This window comes from Mesorhizobium sp. BR1-1-2 (genome assembly GCF_020165435.1).
Classification (GTDB): Bacteria; Pseudomonadota; Alphaproteobacteria; order Rhizobiales; family Rhizobiaceae; genus Mesorhizobium.
On record NZ_JAIUID010000003.1, the window covers coordinates 17,304 to 35,976 of the forward strand.

Annotated in this window: 15 protein-coding genes; 8 read left to right on the forward strand and 7 right to left on the reverse strand. The window is 64.5% G+C overall.

What is annotated here, in order from left to right; all coding sequences use genetic code 11:
* Positions 1-30: 30 nt before the first annotated feature.
* Together LB551_RS06560 and LB551_RS06565 are read right to left on the reverse strand one after the other, a co-directional pair.
* Complete coding sequence (locus LB551_RS06560) at positions 31-726, reverse strand: aspartate/glutamate racemase family protein (RefSeq protein ID WP_224658598.1); 696 nt, start codon at positions 724-726, stop codon at positions 31-33.
* A 44-nt stretch (positions 727-770) separates the two neighbouring features.
* Complete coding sequence (locus LB551_RS06565; RefSeq protein WP_224658599.1) at positions 771-2,954, reverse strand: primosomal protein N'; 2,184 nt, start codon at positions 2,952-2,954, stop codon at positions 771-773.
* Positions 2,955-3,044: 90 nt separating this feature from the next.
* Between LB551_RS06565 and fsa the strand changes: the two genes are divergently transcribed.
* A complete protein-coding gene (fsa, locus tag LB551_RS06570) occupies positions 3,045-3,701 on the forward strand; it encodes a fructose-6-phosphate aldolase (RefSeq protein WP_140550775.1) in 657 nt (218 codons plus the stop codon).
* Between the two features lie 69 nt (positions 3,702-3,770).
* On the opposite strand, the gene LB551_RS06575 is transcribed toward fsa, so the two are convergent.
* The 3 genes from LB551_RS06575 to leuS form a co-directional block, all read right to left on the reverse strand.
* Positions 3,771-6,332 carry a DNA translocase FtsK gene (locus LB551_RS06575; protein ID WP_224658600.1) on the reverse strand — a complete coding sequence of 854 codons (2,562 nt, stop codon included), beginning with the start codon at positions 6,330-6,332 and terminating at the stop codon, positions 3,771-3,773.
* Between the two features lie 262 nt (positions 6,333-6,594).
* Positions 6,595-7,170 carry an LPS assembly lipoprotein LptE gene (gene lptE / locus LB551_RS06580; RefSeq protein WP_224658601.1) on the reverse strand — a complete coding sequence of 192 codons (576 nt, stop codon included), beginning with the start codon at positions 7,168-7,170 and terminating at the stop codon, positions 6,595-6,597.
* Entirely contained in the window at positions 7,157-9,781 is a 2,625-nt protein-coding gene (gene leuS, locus LB551_RS06585) for a leucine--tRNA ligase (RefSeq protein ID WP_224658602.1), read from the reverse strand. Before leuS ends, lptE begins: the two co-directional genes overlap by 14 nt.
* Before the next feature lie 152 nt (positions 9,782-9,933).
* Between leuS and LB551_RS06590 the strand changes: the two genes are divergently transcribed.
* The 4 genes from LB551_RS06590 (at position 9,934) to LB551_RS06605 (ending at position 12,518) form a co-directional block, all read left to right on the forward strand.
* Positions 9,934-10,596 (forward strand): YggS family pyridoxal phosphate-dependent enzyme, encoded by a 663-nt coding sequence (locus tag LB551_RS06590; RefSeq protein WP_224658603.1) that lies wholly within the window; start codon positions 9,934-9,936, stop codon positions 10,594-10,596.
* Between the two features lie 90 nt (positions 10,597-10,686).
* Entirely contained in the window at positions 10,687-10,941 is a 255-nt protein-coding gene (locus tag LB551_RS06595) for a type II toxin-antitoxin system Phd/YefM family antitoxin (RefSeq protein ID WP_113192000.1), read from the forward strand.
* Positions 10,941-11,342 carry a type II toxin-antitoxin system VapC family toxin gene (locus LB551_RS06600; protein WP_224625174.1) on the forward strand — a complete coding sequence of 134 codons (402 nt, stop codon included), beginning with the start codon at positions 10,941-10,943 and terminating at the stop codon, positions 11,340-11,342. Before LB551_RS06595 ends, LB551_RS06600 begins: the two co-directional genes overlap by 1 nt.
* A gap of 126 nt (positions 11,343-11,468) precedes the next feature.
* A complete protein-coding gene (locus LB551_RS06605) occupies positions 11,469-12,518 on the forward strand; it encodes an aldo/keto reductase (protein WP_224658604.1) in 1,050 nt (349 codons plus the stop codon).
* Positions 12,519-12,573: 55 nt separating this feature from the next.
* Here LB551_RS06605 and LB551_RS06610 read toward each other — a convergent pair whose 3' ends face one another.
* Entirely contained in the window at positions 12,574-13,479 is a 906-nt protein-coding gene (locus tag LB551_RS06610) for a LysR family transcriptional regulator (protein ID WP_224658605.1), read from the reverse strand.
* 124 nt (positions 13,480-13,603) lie between these two features.
* Between LB551_RS06610 and LB551_RS06615 the strand changes: the two genes are divergently transcribed.
* Positions 13,604-14,785, forward strand: coding sequence for an MFS transporter (locus tag LB551_RS06615; RefSeq protein WP_224658606.1), 1,182 nt, complete (start codon positions 13,604-13,606; stop codon positions 14,783-14,785).
* 77 nt (positions 14,786-14,862) lie between these two features.
* Positions 14,863-15,897, forward strand: coding sequence for an aldo/keto reductase (locus LB551_RS06620; RefSeq protein WP_224658607.1), 1,035 nt, complete (start codon positions 14,863-14,865; stop codon positions 15,895-15,897).
* Between the two features lie 236 nt (positions 15,898-16,133).
* On the opposite strand, the gene LB551_RS06625 is transcribed toward LB551_RS06620, so the two are convergent.
* Positions 16,134-16,406 carry an usg protein gene (locus tag LB551_RS06625; RefSeq protein WP_140492921.1) on the reverse strand — a complete coding sequence of 91 codons (273 nt, stop codon included), beginning with the start codon at positions 16,404-16,406 and terminating at the stop codon, positions 16,134-16,136.
* 303 nt (positions 16,407-16,709) lie between these two features.
* Between LB551_RS06625 and acs the strand changes: the two genes are divergently transcribed.
* Positions 16,710-18,665, forward strand: coding sequence for an acetate--CoA ligase (acs, locus tag LB551_RS06630; protein ID WP_224658608.1), 1,956 nt, complete (start codon positions 16,710-16,712; stop codon positions 18,663-18,665).
* The last annotated feature ends 8 nt before the right edge of the window (positions 18,666-18,673 follow it).

The window sequence follows — 18,673 nt, forward strand, 5'->3', positions numbered from 1 at the left end:
GATGGCGGCCGGTACTTTAGGCCAAACGCATCAAGACAACGCGAAGGCGACCGCCGCTTCGGCATGGATGCGCGTCGTATCGAAGACCGGAATGTCGAAATCCTGCTGGCCGATCAGCATGGTGATTTCGGTGCAGCCCATGATCACGCTGTCGATATTTTCATCGCGCCGCAGGCGGTTGATCTCGGCGACATAGGCGGCTTTCGATGCCTCGGTGACGATGCCCTGGCAGAGCTCGTCATAGATGACGCGATGAACCATGTCGCGCCCTGCCCGGTCCGGCACGATCGGCTGCAATCCATATTTGTCGACAAGCCGGCCCTTGTAGAAATCCTGCTCCATGGTGAACCGCGTTGCCAGCAGCGCCGGGCGCCGCATGCCGGCTGCCTTGATGCCGGCTGCGGTGGCGTCGGCGATGTGGATCAGCGGGATCGACACCGAGGCCTGCACCTGATCGGCGAGCTTGTGCATGGTGTTGGTGCACAAAAGCAGGCCTTCCGCGCCGGCTGACTCGAGCTTGCGCGCGGCATCGACCAAGAGCACGCCGGCGCCTTCCCAGTCCCCGTGATGTTGCAGCTCGGCGATCTCGGCGAAGTCGAACGACCAGAGCAGCAATTTCGCCGAATGCAGCCCGCCGAGACGCTGCCTCACCAGATCGTTGAGCAGGCGATAATAGATCGCCGTCGATTCCCAACTCATGCCGCCGAGCAACCCAAGAGTTTTCATGTGATCTCCTTCTCTAGCAGCGGCGCCATGGTTGAGATCCCGTTTTACAAAAAGCTCTGCGGATCGATGTCGACCTGCACCCGCACCGAGCCGCGCTGCTTTGGCCCGTTGGCCAGCATGGTTCGGATAAACCCTTGCATGTCGGCGCGGCGCTCGCCCTGGATCAGCAGGCGGAAGCGGTGACGGCCGCCGAGCAGGGACAGCGGCGCTTCGGCCGGCCCAAGCACGAACAGGTCGGACGCCTCGGGCGCGGCACGGCGCAGGCCGCGGGCATGGCCCTCGGCTTCCGCCCGCGTCACCGCGCTGACGATGACGCCGGCCAGCCGGCCGAAGGGCGGCAGAGCCGCCCGCTCACGCTCGGAAATCTCGCGCTCGTAGAACGCGTCGGCATCGCCGGAGACGATCGCCCGCATCACCGGATGGTCGGGCTGGAAGGTCTGCAGCAGGCCGAGGCTCTTCTTGCCGGTGCGCCCGGCGCGGCCGGTCACCTGGCTGAGCAGCTGGAAGGTGCGCTCGGCGGCGCGCGGATCGCCATTGGCAAGGCCGAGATCGGCATCGACGACACCGACCAAGGTCATGTTGGGGAAATTGTGACCCTTGGCGACGAGCTGCGTGCCGATGACGATGTCGGCCTCGCCATTGGCGATGGCTTCCAGCTCCAGCCGCAGCCGCCGCACGCCGCCCATTAGATCCGACGACAAGACGATGGTGCGCGCATCCGGGAAATGCGTGACGACTTCCTCGGCGATGCGCTCGACGCCCGGCCCGCAGGCGACCAGATGATCGAGCGTGCCGCATTCCGGACAGGCTTCCGGACGGCGCTCATTGTGCCCGCAATGGTGGCAGACGAGCTGGCCGCGAAAGCGGTGCTCGACCAGCCAGGCCGAGCAGACCGGGCAACCGAAGCGGTGGCCGCAGACGCGGCACAGCGTCAGCGGCGCATAGCCGCGCCGGTTGAGGAACAGGAGCGATTGTTCCCGCCTCTCCAGCGTCCGGCGCATGTGGTCGATCAGCACCGGCGACAGGAAGCCGCCGCGCGCCGGCGGCGCGCGCCGCATGTCGATCGCTTTCAGATCGGGAAGTGCCGCCTCGGCGAAGCGGGCGGACAGCACCGCCCTGGCGTAGCGGCCCTGGCTGGCATTGACGCGGCTCTCGACCGATGGCGTCGCCGATGCCAGCACCACGGGGAAGCCGCCTATATGGCCGCGCACGACAGCCATGTCGCGGGCATTGTAGAAGACGCGGTCTTCCTGCTTGTAGGCGGGGTCGTGCTCCTCGTCGACGACGATCAGGCCAAGCTCCTTGAACGGCAAGAACAGCGCCGAGCGTGCGCCGGCCACGACCCGCACACCGCCTTCCGCCACCTGCCGCCAGACGCGTTCGCGCATCCTCGGCGGCAGGTCGGAGTGCCATTCGGCGGGCTTGGCGCCAAAACGCTGCTGAAACCGTTCGAGGAAAGCATGGGTCAATGCGATTTCAGGCAGCAGGATCAGCACCTGCTTGCCCCGGTCGAGTGCCGCCGCCACCGCTTCGAAATAAACCTCCGTCTTGCCCGAACCGGTGACGCCGTCGAGCAGTGCGACGTTGAAGCCACCACCCGCGACATTGGCGCGCAGCAGCCGTGCGGCTTCGTTCTGGTCGGGCATCAATTCCGGCGTGGCGTAGGCTGGGTCAGGCTCCGCCACCACGGGCCGCGGGGGAATCATCACCGTCTCGAACACGCCTTGCGCCTTCAGCCCTTCGATTACCGTCGACGACACGCCGGCCGCATGGGCCAGACCGGATCGCGTCCAGGCCAGTCCTCCGTCGGCCGCCTCCAGCACGCGGGCCCGCGCATCCGTCATCCGGTCCGGAACCGCCGCGGTTCGCTGCAACCCCTCGATCCAAGGTTCCGGATCGAAAGCCTCCGGCGCCCTCAGCAGCATGCGCGCCACCATGCCCGGCGCCGAGAGCGTGTACTGCGCCACCCAGTCGACGAAACGACGCATCGCCCGGTCGATCGGCGGGCATTCGAAGACCTGTTCGATCGGGCGCAGCTTTTTCGCGTCGACCGTCTCGACCGCGCCGTCCCAGACGATACCGGCGACCTGGCGGGGCCCGAGCGGCACGCGCACGATCGAGCCCGGCACCACCCGCATGCCGGCCGGCACGGCATAGGTGTAGGGGCGTTCGGCCGGCATCGGCACCAGCACCGGTGCGGCTGCGACAAAGGGCGAATCTTCGATCATGAGGCGTGACCTTGCCCCGACTTTGCTCTAGATCAAAGGGCAACGCTGAACGTGCCTTCCCAAGCACGACGAAATCGTCAGGAGACCGCCATGAAATTTTTTGCCGACACCGCCGATATCAAGGAAATCCGTGAACTTATCGATCTGGGGCTGCTCGATGGCGTCACCACCAACCCGTCGCTGATCCTGAAGTCAGGCGGCAAGATCGCCGAGGTCACCAAGCAGATCTGCGACATCGTCGAAGGACCGGTCTCCGCGGAGGTCGTGGCGACCGAATACAAGCAGATGATGGCCGAGGCCGAGGTGCTGGCCAAGATAGCTCCGAATGTCGCCATCAAGGTGCCGTTGACGCTGGACGGATTGAAGGCCTGCAAGACGATCCGCACCGAGATGAACCGCATGGTCAATGTCACACTGTGCTTCTCGGCCAACCAGGCGTTGCTCGCCGCCAAGGCGGGCGCCTCCTTCATCTCGCCCTTCGTCGGCCGCGTCGACGATACCGGCTCCGACGGCATGGAAGTGATCCAGGAGATCCGTCAGATCTACGACAATTACGATTTCCAGACCGAGATCCTGACCGCTTCCGTGCGCACCGTGAACCACGTCAAGCAGGCGGCGCTCATTGGCGCCGATATCGTCACCGCGCCGCCCGCGACCCTGAAGGCGCTGGTCAATCACCCGCTGACCGACAAGGGCCTTGCCGCCTTCCTCGCCGACTGGGCCAAGACCGGCCAGAAGATCGGCTGAGCGAACCTATATCCGACACGAAAAAGGCCGGGCAACCGGCCTTTTATGCGCTGCGGATCAAGAGGCCGGTCAATCCGTGCCGTCATCCTCAGCTGCGGTTACCGGCGGGCGCCGGCCCATGATGATCTCGCGCTTGCCGACATGGTTCGGTGCGCCGACCAGACCTTCCTTCTCCATGCGCTCGACCAGGGAGGCGGCGCGGTTATAACCGATGCCGAGGCGGCGCTGAATGTAGGACGTCGAACATTTCTTGTCGCGCAACACCACCTTGACCGCCTCGTCGTAGCTGGAATCGCCGTCCTCCGCCGCAACGGCGCCCTTGTCGAAGACCGCGCCCTCATCGCCTTCGTCTTCCACTTCATCCTCGTCGGCCGTCACGGTTTCCAGGTATTCGGGGCGACCCTGCGCCTTCAGATGCGCCACGACATGCTCGACCTCCACGTCGGAAACGAAGGGGCCGTGCACGCGGGCGATGCGCCCGCCACCCATCATATGCAGCATGTCGCCCTGGCCGAGCAGCTGCTCGGCGCCCTGCTCGCCAAGGATGGTGCGGCTGTCGATCTTGGAGGTGACCTGGAAGGAAATCCGGGTCGGAAAATTGGCCTTGATCGTGCCCGTGATGACATCGACCGAGGGACGCTGCGTCGCCATGATCAGGTGGATGCCGGCCGCGCGCGCCATCTGCGCCAGGCGCTGGATGGCGCCTTCGATCTCCTTGCCGGCGACCATCATCAGGTCAGCCATCTCGTCGACGATAACGACGATATAGGGCATTGGCGCGAGGTCGATTTCCTGCTGCTCGAAAAGCGGCTCGCCGGTGCCTTTTTCGAAGCCCGCCTGCACGGTCATGACGACCGTCTCGCCGTTTTCGCGGGCAGCGGCGGCGCGCTGATTGTAGCCGTCGATGTTGCGCACCCCGAGCCGTGCCATCTTGCGATAGCGGTCCTCCATCTCGCGCACCGCCCATTTGAGCGCGGTGACGGCCTTTTTCGGATCGGTGACAACGGGGGTCAAAAGATGCGGGATGCCGTCATAGACGGAGAGTTCGAGCATCTTGGGATCGACCATGATCAGCCGGCATTCCTCCGGCTTCAGCCGGTAGAGCAGCGACAGGATCATCGTGTTGATGGCAACCGACTTGCCGGAACCCGTGGTGCCGGCAACCAGCAAGTGGGGCATCTTCGCCAACTCGGCGATCACAGGCTCACCGCCGATCGTCTTGCCGAGGCAGAGCGCCAGCTTGCAGCCGGTCTTGCGGAAGCCCTCCGATTCGATCAGCTCGCGGAAATAGACGGTTTCGCGCGCCTCGTTCGGAAGCTCGATGCCGATGACGTTGCGGCCCGGCACGACGGCAACGCGCGCCGAGATCGCCGACATGGAGCGGGCGATGTCGTCGGCAAGACCGATGACGCGCGAGGATTTCACGCCCGGCGCCGGCTCGAATTCATAGAGGGTGACGACCGGACCGGGGCGAACATGGATGATCTCGCCGCGCACGCCGAAGTCCTCGAGCACGCTTTCCAGGAGGTCGGCATTCTGCTCGAGCCGCTCCTGCGACATGTAGAAGCCTTGTCCCTCCGGCGGCTGCTGCAACAATTCTTCCGAGGGAAGTTCGTACGTCTCGCCCGTCGCGGTCGGCACGATCCTGCCGACCAGTGGTGCTCGCGACGATGCGCGCGCAGCTGGAGCCGGGACGGTTTCCTCCGGACTTTGCGTGACCTGTGCCGGAACGGCATTGCCCGCGACGGCGGGAATCGCGGCCTTCGCCCGGGCTTGCTGCGGCACGCGGTTGGCCGCCGGCTGAACCGCGGCCTGGTTGGAGTTGGCCGGACGGACATCCGGCGCGACGGGCGGAGCCGGCGACCCGGGAAGGCATTCGATGACACGGAACAACGCGGTCGGATCGGTCGCTGGCGCATGGCGGTTGTCGATCCGCTCGGTGACCACGGGCGCGGTCGTGCGTGCAACCGGAACGGCCCGCAGCGCGGGTGACGGGCCTTCGACCAAATAGGGCGCCATGACCTCGAAAAAGACGTGATCCGACAGATAGGGCCAGCGCACATTTTCGCGGCTCGTCGTCTTGACCGGAGCCGCCGTTGCTTGGGCGGGCGCTGCCGGTGCGGACGCCCGCGCCGCCGCGGTCATCCTGTGGCCCGCCGGCGGAGTGGACCGCGCCTTTTCGCCGGCATGCCCTGACGTAACGGGCCCCGGGGCCGGTTGCACCACGGCTCTGTTGCCCAGGGGCGGCCTGGCGGCGCCCGAAGAAAGATTTCGGCTTGGTATCGGCGCCGATGAAGACGTCCCAGCCGCGGTGGATTGGCCGTGCGCCTGCGGTGCTGGTGATTCGCTTTGCTCGACGGCAATCGCCTCGTCCCGCGGACGGCGCGTGCTGGTTTCATAGTCTGGCGTGCGCGTAAACCGCACATTGGGCGCCAGGAAGAAATACTCTTGCCAGGCAGGGCTTTCGTTGCCGCCGAGATCAACAGGGGATGGGGAATGGCCGGCTCCTGCTGCTGTTCCTGCTCGCTGGCCGTCAGCCTTGTTGTCCACACCCATGAAACGCTTCATCCCGGGGTCATCGGGCGACGCTGCCTTCAATGAACTGACCCGAGGAAAACGCTTGGATTCCATGCTCAAGACTCACGCTGAAATGTCTGTTGAGCAATAGAGAGCGAGTGGTTAACAGTTGCTTCCCGTCGGCTCCTCCGGAGCGGCGAAGCGTGACTTTCGCAGCGGTGTCGGACGATCGGATCCGTGCGGCTGATCCTCATCCCAAGATCGTGCACTCACCCGCGCGCCTCGGCCAAAGGCGAGCGGAGATTTGGCTCCGGGGACGTGGCAAAGGCGACCCAGGCACCAGATCGCGATGTTTCCGTGAAACGAAGAGCGGCGCTTAACCAGTCTTGCCGTGCCGTGCCAGATCCTGGGCTATGGACAGTTGCAGCGCGTTGGCGAGCTCGCGCGCGGCGCGGTTCTCGGCATCGATCTGTGCCCGGTACGCGGCGAATTCCTGGCGCGGCCTGTCGAAGGACGAGGTGATCGCCCGCCTGCCGCTCGCGATCACCGCGCCGGTTTTGGCATCGGTCAGCGTGTAGCCGGCGGTCAGCGTCACCGAACCGGCGGTCGGCTCGTCCTGATCAGTTCCGACCTGCACGAGCGCCGAGGATTCAACGGCTTCGGTCACGCCGAGATCGAGCGAGTAGGCCGGCGAGGCCGGTTCGCCGGCGCCGCGCCCAAATCCGAAGATCAGGTTGTTGCGCACCTGCTGGCCGTAACGCGTCCCGACCGGCTTGACGGCGATCGATGCCAGTTCGGCATTGGCGCTCGAGCCGGTCGACAGCGGCGCGCTCGAGTAGAGCGGCCGCATCTGGCAGGCCGAAACGAGCGCAAGCGAGCCGACCAGGCCGGCAAGCGCGATACGGCGCAGCAAACGGCTCAGCTCTGTCTTTTCCCGATCAGGCAACGACATTGACGATCCTCTGCGGCACGATGATCACCTTGCGCGGAGCCTTGCCTTCGAGCGCCTTCTGCACGAAGTCGAGGGCGAGCACGGCTTTTTCGACCGCACCTTGGTCCGCGTCGCGGGCAATTGTCAAATCCCCGCGCTTCTTGCCGTTGACCTGGACCGGATAGGTGACCTCATTGTCGACGACCAGCGCCGGATCGAAGATCGGCCACGGCCGTTCGGCGACCAGATCGGCACCGCCGAGCGCCTCCCAACATTCCTCGGCCAGATGCGGCATGATCGGCGCGATCAGGTGAACGAGCACCTCCACGGCCTCCCGGCAGGCGCCTTTGAGCGCGGCATCGGCCTTGCCTTCGGCCACTTCGTTGAGCGGCGTGGTCAGCACGTTGGCGAGTTCGTAGATGCGGGCGATGGCGCGGTTGAATGCGAGTTTCTCGATGTCCTCGCCGACCGCTTTCAGGATCTTGTGCGTGGCCTTCGAAACCGCCCCGGCACCACCGCCGTCAGCCGGCGCGGGCTTGACCCCGGCCAGCGATTCGGCCGCGGTCGAGACCAGGCGCCAGATGCGCTGCATGAAACGATGTGCACCGGCAGCGCCATCGTCGGTCCATTCGACGTCGCGTTCGGGCGGCGAATCCGACAGCATGAACCAGCGTGCGGTGTCGGCGCCGTAGCCGTCGGTGATGTCTTCCGGGCTGACCGTGTTCTTCTTCGACTTCGACATCTTTTCCAGGGAGCCGATCTCCGCCGTCTCGCCCGTGGCGATCTCGATGGCGCGGCGCTTGCCGTCGACGTCCTCCAGCCGCACCTCGGTCGGCGCCAGCCAGCGCCCGTTCGATGCCGACCCCACGCGATAGGTCTCGTGCACCACCATGCCTTGCGTGAACAGGCCCTTGAACGGCTCTGCCAGATCGAGATGGCCGGTCTCGCGCATGGCCCGGGTGAAGAAGCGCGAATAGAGCAGATGCAGGATCGCGTGCTCGATGCCGCCAATATACTGGTCGACGGCCAGCCACTCGTTCGCCGCCTTCGGGTCGGTCGGCTCGTTCGCCCAGGGCGCGGTGAAGCGGGCGAAATACCACGACGAATCGACGAACGTGTCCATCGTGTCGGTTTCGCGCCGCGCGTCCTTGCCGCATTGCGGGCATTTGACATGCCGCCAGGTCGGGTGGCGGTCGAGCGGGTTGCCTGGGCGGTCGAACTCGACGTCGTCGGGCAGCTTCACCGGCAGGTCTGCCTTCGGTACCGGCACCACGCCGCAATCCTCGCAATGGATCATCGGAATCGGGCAGCCCCAGTAGCGCTGGCGCGAAATGCCCCAGTCGCGCAGGCGGAAGTTGACCTTGCGTTCGGCCATCGGCCGGTTGCCGATCGTCTTCTGCTCCAAGAGCTTCGCCACCTCGTCGAAAGCGCGAGCCGGCTTCATGCCGTCGAGGAACCGCGAATTAATCATCACGCCGTCGTCGACATAGGCTTCCTCGATGACCTGGAAGGTCTTGGGATCAGCCCCTTCCGGCATCACCACCGGGATCACCGGCAGGCCGTATTTGTTGGCGAAGTCGAGGTCGCGCTGGTCGCCGGACGGGCAGCCGAAGATGGCGCCGGTGCCGTAGTCCATCAGCACGAAATTGGCGACGTAGACCGGTAGCGTCCAGTTCTCGTCGAACGGATGCACGACACGGATGCCGGTGTCGAAGCCCTTCTTCTCGGCCGTCTCCAGCGCCGCCACCGAAGTGCCCATATGGCGGACTTCGTCGATGAAGCTCGCCAGCGCCGGATTGGTCTCGGCAGCCTTCCGGGCCAGCGGATGGTCGGCGGCGACCGCCATGAAGGAGGCACCGAAGATGGTGTCGGGCCTGGTCGTATAGACTTCCAGCTCCTGCTCGCCGGCGACGGGAGCCGCCAGCGGCCAGCGGATCAGCAGGCCTTCCGAACGGCCGATCCAATTGTGCTGCATCAGCTTGACCTTCTCGGGCCATTCGTCGAGGCGATCGAGCGAATCCAGGAGATCCTGCGCAAAGTCGGTTATCCTGAAGAACCATTGCGTCAGCTCGCGCTGTTCGACCAGCGCGCCCGAGCGCCAACCGCGCCCGTCGATGACCTGCTCGTTGGCGAGCACCGTCATGTCCTCCGGATCCCAATTCACCTTCGAGGATTTGCGCGTCACCAGGCCCTTCTCGACGAAGTCGAGGAACAGCATCTGCTGGCGATGGTAGTAGTCGACATCGCAGGTCGCGAATTCGCGCGCCCAATCCAGCGACAGGCCCATGACCTTGAGCTGCTCGCGCATGGTGGCGATGTTCTGGTAGGTCCATTCCTTGGGATGGACCTTGTTCTGCATCGCCGCGTTCTCGGCCGGCATGCCGAAGGCGTCCCAGCCCATCGGATGCAGCACGTTGAAACCCTTGGCCCGCTTGTAGCGCGCCACCACGTCACCCATCGTGTAGTTGCGCGTATGCCCGATATGGATGCGTCCCGATGGATAGGGGAACATCTCCAGCACGTAGTATTTCGGGCGCGGATCATCGTTGTGCGCCTCGAAAAGCTTCCTGTCCGCCCAGGCCTTCTGCCATTTGGGCTCTGACGCACGCGGATTGTATCGTTCGGTTGCCATGGGACGTTTTTCACTTAAAAGCATGCGGACTGCGGGCGACAGCTCGGCAGTTCATTGGATGTGGTCCGGGTGTTCACCATGGTTTGGCAAACCCGTCAACCATATGGGTGTCGCGTCTGGAAAAAACGCGGTCAAAACAGCGGGATTTGGACATGGGCGATGCCGTTCAGCAGTTTTTAGCGGTCAAGGCGAAGATCGCCGCCGCCGAGCGCGAAGCCCGGCGCGACGCTGGCGCGGTGACGCTGGTCGCCGTGTCCAAGACCTTCGACGCCGCCGACATCAAGCCCGTCATCGAGGCCGGCCAGCGCGTCTTCGGCGAGAACCGGGTGCAGGAAGCGCAGGGCAAGTGGCCGGCGCTGAAAGAGGCTTTCCCCGACATCGAACTGCATCTGATCGGACCGCTGCAATCGAACAAGGCCAGGGAAGCCGTGGTACTGTTCGACGTCATCGAGACGGTCGATCGCGACAAGATCGCCGCCGAACTCGCGAAGGAGGTCGCCCGGCAAGGCCGGGCGCCGAAACTCTACGTCCAGGTCAACACCGGCTCCGAGCCGCAGAAGGCCGGCATCGAGCCGCGCGACGCCGTGACCTTTGTCGCTCGCTGCCGCGATGTCCACGGCCTCGCCATCGAAGGCCTGATGTGCATTCCGCCGGCGGACGAGAACCCCGGCCCGCATTTCGCCCTGCTGGAAAAATTGGCGCGGGAGGCAGGCGTCGCCAAACTGTCGATGGGCATGTCAGGCGATTACGAAACGGCCATCGCCTTCGGTGCCACCAGTGTCAGGGTTGGTTCGGCGATCTTCGGCAGCCGTTAGTCTCCCGCACCAACACAGCATCCTGTCGGCATCCCTTGCCGCGTCGTCGGACGAATGCTATATCTAGCCAAGCTAGCTAGGATGCATTCTATGAACTGGCACCTTCAGGACGCAAAAAACAATTTTTCCAAGGTGGTTCAACGAGCGCGCAGCGAGGGACCGCAGACGGTGACGCTGCGCGGCGAGCGTGCCGCAGTGGTGCTTTCCGCCGAGGATTACGACCGCCTGGCTGGGAAGAAAAAGTCATTGGCCGAGTATCTTTTGACGGGCCCGGTGTGGGACGATGATTTCGCCGAGGAGGTCAACCGCCGCTCGGAGACGATGATCCGGGATGTCGATCTCTGATGTATCTGCTCGACACGAACATCGTTTCGGATGTGCAGAGGCGGCTGCCCAAGCCAACTGAATGGCTGGCTTCGGTGGATCCGACATCGGTGAGCCTGAGCGTCATTACGCTCGGAGAGGTCGAGCGTGGGATCATTAAGCTACGCAAGATCGACTCCGAAAAGGCAACGCGCCTCGATCTGTGGCTCAGGGAGCTTCGCCGGGACAATGCCGACCGCATTCTTGCCGTCACGGAAGATGTCGCTTTGGCTTGGGGCCGCATCACCGCTGGCCGCACACGAGGCAGCGCCGACACGCTCATCGCGGCAACCGCGTTTGTCCATGATCTGATTCTGGTGACGCGTAACGTCAGCGATTTCGATGATACAGGTGTGACGGTGCTCAATCCCTGGGACGACTAGCCGACCCCATCACCTGAACGCCCATGCCCTTGGGCCACTTCCAAGGCCATCATTGCGCCAGCGCTGGAAACGAAACGCACCGTTCTTATTTGTTTTGTGCCATCACAAATCTCTGGAGCGTTCGCCATGCGTTACAACCAGCTTGGAAATACGGGGATGTTTGTCTCCGAACTCTGCCTCGGCACCATGACCTTCGGCGCCGCCGGCCAGAATGCCCAATGGGGCCTGATCGCCAGTCTCGATCAGAAAGGCGTCAACGAGATCGTCGGCCGCTCGCTTGCCGCCGGCGTCAATTTCTTCGACACGGCCGATGTCTATTCGTTCGGCGAATCCGAGCGCCTGCTCGGCCAGTCGCTCAGGGACCTCGGCGTTGCCAGGTCGAGCGTGGTCGTCGCCACCAAGGTCCACGGCGCCATGGGCGAGGGCCCGAACCAGCGCGGCTCCTCGCGCGGCCACATCATGGATTCGGTCGATGCCAGCCTCGAGCGGCTGCAGCTCGATCACATCGATCTCTATCAGCTGCACGGAACCGACGCGGTGACGCCGATCGACGAGACGCTGCGGGCACTGGACGATCTCGTTGCCAGCGGCAAGGTCCGCTATGTCGGCGTATCCAACTGGCAGGCCTGGCGCATCGCCAAGGCGCTCGGCATCGCCGACCGCAAGGGCTTTGCCCGTTTTGAAACCATCCAGTCCTATTACTCGATCGCCGGCCGCGATCTCGAGCGCGAGATCGTGCCGCTGATCAACGAAGAGAAGCTCGGCCTGATGGTCTGGTCGCCAATGGCCGGCGGCCTGCTGTCCGGAAAATACGGCCCCGGTGCGCCCGGCAATGGCGAGGGCCGTCGCGCCTCCTTCAACTTCCCACCGGTCAACGAGGACCGCGCCTGGGCCGCGGTCGCGGTCATGCGCGAGATCGCCAAAAAGCATGACGTCAGCGTCGCTACCGTGGCGCTCGGCTATGTCCTGGCCAAGCCCTTCGTGATGAGCGTGATCATCGGCGCCAGCCGCATGGATCAGCTCGAACAGAACCTTGCCGCCACGAACCTCAAACTTGATGCCGATGATCTCGCCAAACTGGACGAGGTCAGCGCGCTGCCGGCCGAATATCCTGGCTGGATGCTGGAGCGGCAGGCCGCCGGCCGGCGTCCGGCGCCGTTCGTGCCGAAGGCCTGATCGTTTTCCGAGCCTGCTTCGAAGCCGCGCGCCTTAGGTACGCGGCTTCTCAGTTCTAGAGGCGAACGGCCTCCGAGAGAAAATCGAGAAAGGCCCGCACCCGCGCCGGCAGATGCTTGCCCTGGCCGACATAGACGGCATGGGTGGCCTCCTCGTCGCCTGGGTTGAATTCCTCCAGCAACGGGACGAATGCCCCGGCGTCGATGTCCGGCTGGACATGCCAGCGCGCCAGCCGAGCGATTCCGCCTCCCGCCAGCGCCATTCGCCGCATCGCCTCCCCGTCGGTCAGCGTTGTGTTTCCGATAACCGGGACGATGACCGGCGCACCTGCCGCATCGACGAAAGGCCAGCCGTCAATATGCCGCGCGAAGCCGAAGGCCAGCATATTGTGACGTCCGAGATCGGCCAGCGTGCGCGGCGTCCCACGCGCTTCGACATAGGATGGTGCTGCCACCAGCACCATCCGGCTCTGCCCCAGTTTGCGGGCCACCAGCCGTGACTCGCGCAAGGGCCCGGCGCGTATCGCCACATCGGCGCGCTCCTCCAGAAGGTCGATCACGCTGTCGGTCAGCACGGCCTCGACGGAAATCTCGGGATAACGCTCCAGAAACCGCGGCAGCAGCGACATCAGCCGGTGGTGGCCGAACGGCACGTAGCTGTTGACCCTCAGCCGGCCGCGCGGCGCGGCTCCCGCGGCCGCCTCGCGCTCGGCTGCGTCCATGTCGGCGAGGATGCGCATGCCGCTGTCGTAGAAAGCAGCGCCTTCCGGCGTCAATTGCAGCTTGCGCGTCGAGCGGCTGACCAGCCGCGCGCCGAGCCTGGCCTCCAGCCGCGCGATCAATTTGCTCACCGCGGACGGGGTCATGCGCAAAGCACGTGCCGCCGCCGAAAAGCTGCCCGCCTCAACGACGCGCACAAACACTTCGATCTCGCCGGAACGGTTGATGTCGGATCTCGCCATCTGTGAATCTATTTCACAGAAAGTATGCCTGGAGCAAGTCTGGTTCACCTCGCATGGCGTCACGATCTTCCCGGTCGGGGCGCTGCCTGGACAGGGCGCCCGTCACCGCCGAAGTGGAAACATCATGCCTCTCGCTCTCTGTGCTCTCGCCGCCGGCGCCTTCGGCATCGGCGTCACCGAATTCGTCATCATGGGTCTGCTCATCGACGTCAGCAAGGATCTCGGCGTCTCGATCTCGGCCGCCGGCCAACTGATTTCTGGCTATGCGCTGGGCGTCGTCATCGGCGCGCCTCTGCTGACGATCGCCACCGGCAACTGGCCGCGCAAGACGGTGCTTCTGGCGCTGATGGCGATCTTCACCATTGGCAATCTGGCCTGTGCGCTGGCGCCTGATTATTGGACGCTGATGGGCGCGCGCGTCATCACCGCCTTTGCCCATGGCACCTTCTTCGGCGTCGGCTCCGTGGTCGCCACCGGACTCGTCGCGCCCAACAAGAAGGCGTCGGCGATCGCGCTCATGTTCACCGGCCTGACCATCGCCAACATTCTCGGCGTTCCCTTCGGCACCTGGCTCGGCCAGGCTTTCGGTTGGCGCGCCACCTTCTGGGCGGTGACCGCGGTCGGTCTCGCGGCCTTTGCCGTCATCCTGGCACTGGTGCCGCGCAATCGGACAGCTCCGGAGAAGAGCGACCTGCGCGCCGATCTCGCCGTGCTGCGCCGCACGCCGGTTCTGCTCGGCTTCGCCACCACCGTTCTCGGCTATGCCGGCGTCTTCGCCGTCTTCACCTACATCGCGCCATTGTTGACCGAGATCAGCGGCTTCAAGGAAGCGGCCGTTTCGCCGATCCTGCTCGTCTTCGGCGGCGGCCTAATCGCCGGCAATATCGCCGGCGGCAAGATCGCCGACCGCTGGCTGGTGCCGGCGGTGCTCGGCAGTCTCGTGGTGCTCGCCCTGGTGCTGGCGACCATGAGCGTCGCTATACACAGCCAGGTGTTGGCCGTGATCTATGTCGGCCTGCTGGGCGCCGCCGCTTTCGCCACTGTGGCGCCTTTGCAGATGTGGGTGCTGGAAAAGGCACAAGGTGCTGGCCAGAGCCTTGCCTCGTCCTTCAACATCGCCGCCTTCAACCTCGGCAACGCCGCCGGCGCCTGGCTCGGCGGCGCGGTCATCGCGCAAGGTCTTGGCCTGGGTTCGCTCACCTGGGTCGCCGCGCTGCTGCCGGTCGCGGCACTCGCCGTGGCGGGACTGGCCCTGCGTCTCGACCGCGGCACCGCGCTCGGCGCGCCTGTCTGCGTCCGGTCGTGAAGCTCGCCGGCCAAGCCGGAACAGTTCGACCTCTGTCCAAACCACCCGCCTCTTTCAAAATCACAAGGAGTAAGAAAATGGACTATCGAAATCTTGGCGCATCGGGCCTCAGAGTGCCTGTGCTCTCGTTCGGAGCGGGAACCTTCGGCGGTTCCGGCCCGCTGTTCGGCGCCTGGGGCAACAGCGACGCCAGGGAAGCGCGGCGGCTGGTCGACATCTGCCTCGAGGCCGGCGTCAATCTGTTCGACACCGCCGACGTCTATTCGAACGGTGCCTCGGAAGACGTGCTCGGCGAGGCCATCAAGGGCCGGCGCGATGCCGTGCTGATCTCGACCAAGACCTCGCTGCCGATGGGCGACGGACCGGCCGACTATGGTTCCTCGCGTTCGCGGCTGATCAAGGCCGTCGACGCCGCTCTGAACCGGCTCGGCACCGATTACATCGACCTGTTGCAGCTGCACGCCTTCGATGCCGGCACGCCGATCGAGGAAGTGCTGTCGACGCTGGACGGCCTCGTGCGCGCCGGCAAATTACGCTATGTCGGCGTCTCCAATTTCTCCGGCTGGCAAGTGATGAAGTCGCTCGGGCTGGCCGACAGGCACGGCTATCCGCGCTATGTCGCGCATCAGGTCTATTATTCGCTGGTCGGCCGCGACTATGAATGGGAGTTGATGCCGCTCGGCCTCGATCAGGGCGTCGGCGCGCTGGTCTGGAGCCCGCTCGGCTGGGGCCGTCTCACCGGCAAGATCCGCCGCGGACAGCCATTGCCCGACAAAAGCCGGCTGCACGACACCGCGAGCTTCGGACCGCCGGTCGGGGACGAGCACCTCTACCGGGTCGTGGAGGCCCTAGATGCGGTGGCGCAGGAAACCGGCAAGACCGTGCCGCAGATCGCCATCAACTGGCTGTTGCAGCGCCCGACCGTGTCGTCCGTCATCATCGGCGCCCGCAACGAGGAGCAATTGCGCCAGAATCTCGGCGCCGTCGGCTGGGCGCTGACGCCGGAGCAGATCGGGAAACTCGACGCGGCAAGCGAAGTCACCGCGCCCTATCCGTACTCCCCTTATCGGCGGCAGGAAGGCTTTGCCCGGCTCAACCCGCCGGCGGTGTGATTGCGAAAGGTCGCTGCCGGGATAGGGTTCGCGGGACAGCGCCCCCCTCTGTCCTGCCGGGCATCTCCCCCACGAGGAGTGGGATTGGATGTCACTTCGGCTTTCGCCAATCTCCAGCGTAAAAGGATGGCGCCATCAGCGATGCTGCCGATCTCCCCCCATGTGGGGGAGATGCCCGGCAGGGCAGAGGGGGGCGCCGTAGGGCGTTTACCTCAACGGCCTTCCCTACGTTGGCCCTAATGCAGCACGAACTCGCCGTCGACCTTGCGCCACTCGTTGGGCGCGATGAGCTTCTGGTGCGTGTAGCTGACCGAATGCAACGGCCCCTCGAGCTTGGTCTTCCAGAACTCGATGAAGCGGATCAGCACCGGAAACTTCGGCGCGATGTCGTAGTCCTGCCATATGAAGCTCTGCAAGAGATGCGGATGGTCTGGGAAATGATAAAGGATATTGGCCGTAGTCAGGCCATAGCCCCTCAGCATCAGGTCCATTTCAAGCTGGTCGCGCATTTTTGCTCCCCGGGTTGATTCTCCTTCCTCCCAACAATGGATTGTGCGCGCGGTTGCTTAACCGTCTATTGATTTTTTCTTGATCGAAACCGGCTTTAGCCCGCGAAAACATGAAGTTAGCAGCCGTCCGGTGCAAGTGCTGACAGCAGCCGCGAGCCCATGTGCGGCATCCCGCCGCGCAAACCCAACGTCTAATGTTGCCGTCATCGCGGAACTGTTAATAATGCGCGCGAATTCGCGGCCGCGTCGCCGCGATCCCGCCGGCGTTTCAAGCCGGCGTCGGTTTCGGGAGGAAAAGCAGGAATGTCCGAGATTCATGTCCACCGCGTTCAGCCGGCCTGGAAGAAGAATGCGCTGATCGACAACGACACCTATCTCAAATGGTACGCCGACAGCGTGAAGAATCCGGACAGGTTCTGGGGCAAGCACGGCAAGCGCATCGACTGGTTCAAACCCTTCTCCAAGGTCAGGAACGCCTCCTTCGACGGCAAGGTCTCGATCAAATGGTTCGAGGACGGCCAGACCAACGTTTCCTACAACTGCATCGACCGCCACCTGAAGAAGCGCGGCGACCAGACCGCCATCATCTGGGAAGGCGACAACCCCTACGACGACCGTAAGATCACCTACAATGAGCTCCATGCGCATGTCTGCCGCTTCGCCAACGTGCTGAAGAAGCACGGCGTCAAGAAGGGCGACCGCGTCACCCTCTATATGCCCATGATCCCGGAAGCGGCCTATGCGATGCTTGCCTGCACGCGTATCGGCGCCATCCACTCGGTCGTCTTCGGCGGCTTTTCGCCGGACGCGCTCGCCGGCCGCATCGACGATTGCAAGTCGACCATCGTCATCACCGCTGACGAGGGCCTGCGTGGCGGCAAGCCGATCCCGTTGAAGGAGAACACCGACAAGGCAATCGAGATCGCGGCAAAAGCCGGTACCAGGGTCGAAAAGGTGGTGGTGGTTCGCCGCACCGGCGGCAAGATCGGCTGGGCGCCGGGTCGCGACGTCTGGTACCACGAAGAGGCCGCGACCGTTAAGGCTGAGTGCAAGCCGGAGAAGATGAAGGCGGAGGATCCGCTGTTCATCCTCTATACGTCGGGTTCGACCGGCAAGCCGAAAGGCGTGCTGCACACCACGGCCGGTTATCTCGTCTACGTCTCGATGACGCACCAATATGTCTTCGACTATCATGACGGCGACATCTACTGGTGCACCGCCGATGTCGGCTGGGTCACCGGCCACAGCTACATCGTCTACGGGCCGCTCGCCAACGGCGCCACCACGCTGATGTTCGAGGGCGTGCCCAACTACCCCTCGCAGTCGCGCTTCTGGGAAGTCATCGACAAGCACCAGGTCAACATCTTCTACACCGCGCCGACGGCGCTGCGCGCCCTGATGGGCGCCGGCGACAACCATGTGAAAAAGGCGTCGCGCAAATCGCTGCGCGTGCTGGGCTCGGTCGGCGAACCGATCAATCCGGAGGCATGGGAGTGGTATTTCAACGTCGTCGGCAACGCCAAGGTGCCGATCGTCGACACCTGGTGGCAGACCGAGACCGGCGGCATCATGATCACGCCGCTGCCGGGCGCCACCGACCTCAAGGCTGGCTCGGCCACGCGGCCCTTCTTCGGTGTCAAGCCGCAACTGGTCGACGGCGAGGGCACGGTGCTTGAAGGAGCCGCCGACGGCAATCTGTGCATCACCGAGTCCTGGCCCGGCCAGATGCGCACCGTCTATGGCGATCACGACCGCTTCGTGCAGACCTATTTCTCCACCTACAAGGGCAAGTACTTTACCGGAGACGGCTGCCGCCGCGATGCCGATGGCTATTACTGGATCACCGGCCGCGTCGACGACGTCATCAACGTCTCCGGCCATCGCATGGGCACGGCCGAGGTCGAATCCGCATTGGTCAGCCACGACAAGGTTTCGGAAGCGGCCGTCGTCGGTTATCCCCACGACATCAAGGGCCAGGGCATCTACTGCTACGTCACGCTGATGGCCGGCGAGACGCCGAGCGAGGATTTGCGCAAGGAGCTCCTCGCCCATGTCCGCAAGGAGATCGGCGCCATCGCCACGCCCGACAAGATCCAGTTCGCACCGGGCCTGCCCAAGACCCGCTCGGGCAAGATCATGCGGCGTATCCTGCGCAAGATTGCCGAGGACGATTTCGGCGCCCTTGGCGATACCTCGACGCTTGCCGATCCGGCCGTCGTCGACGATCTCGTCGCCAACCGCCAGAACAAGAAAGGCTGACGCCGGCC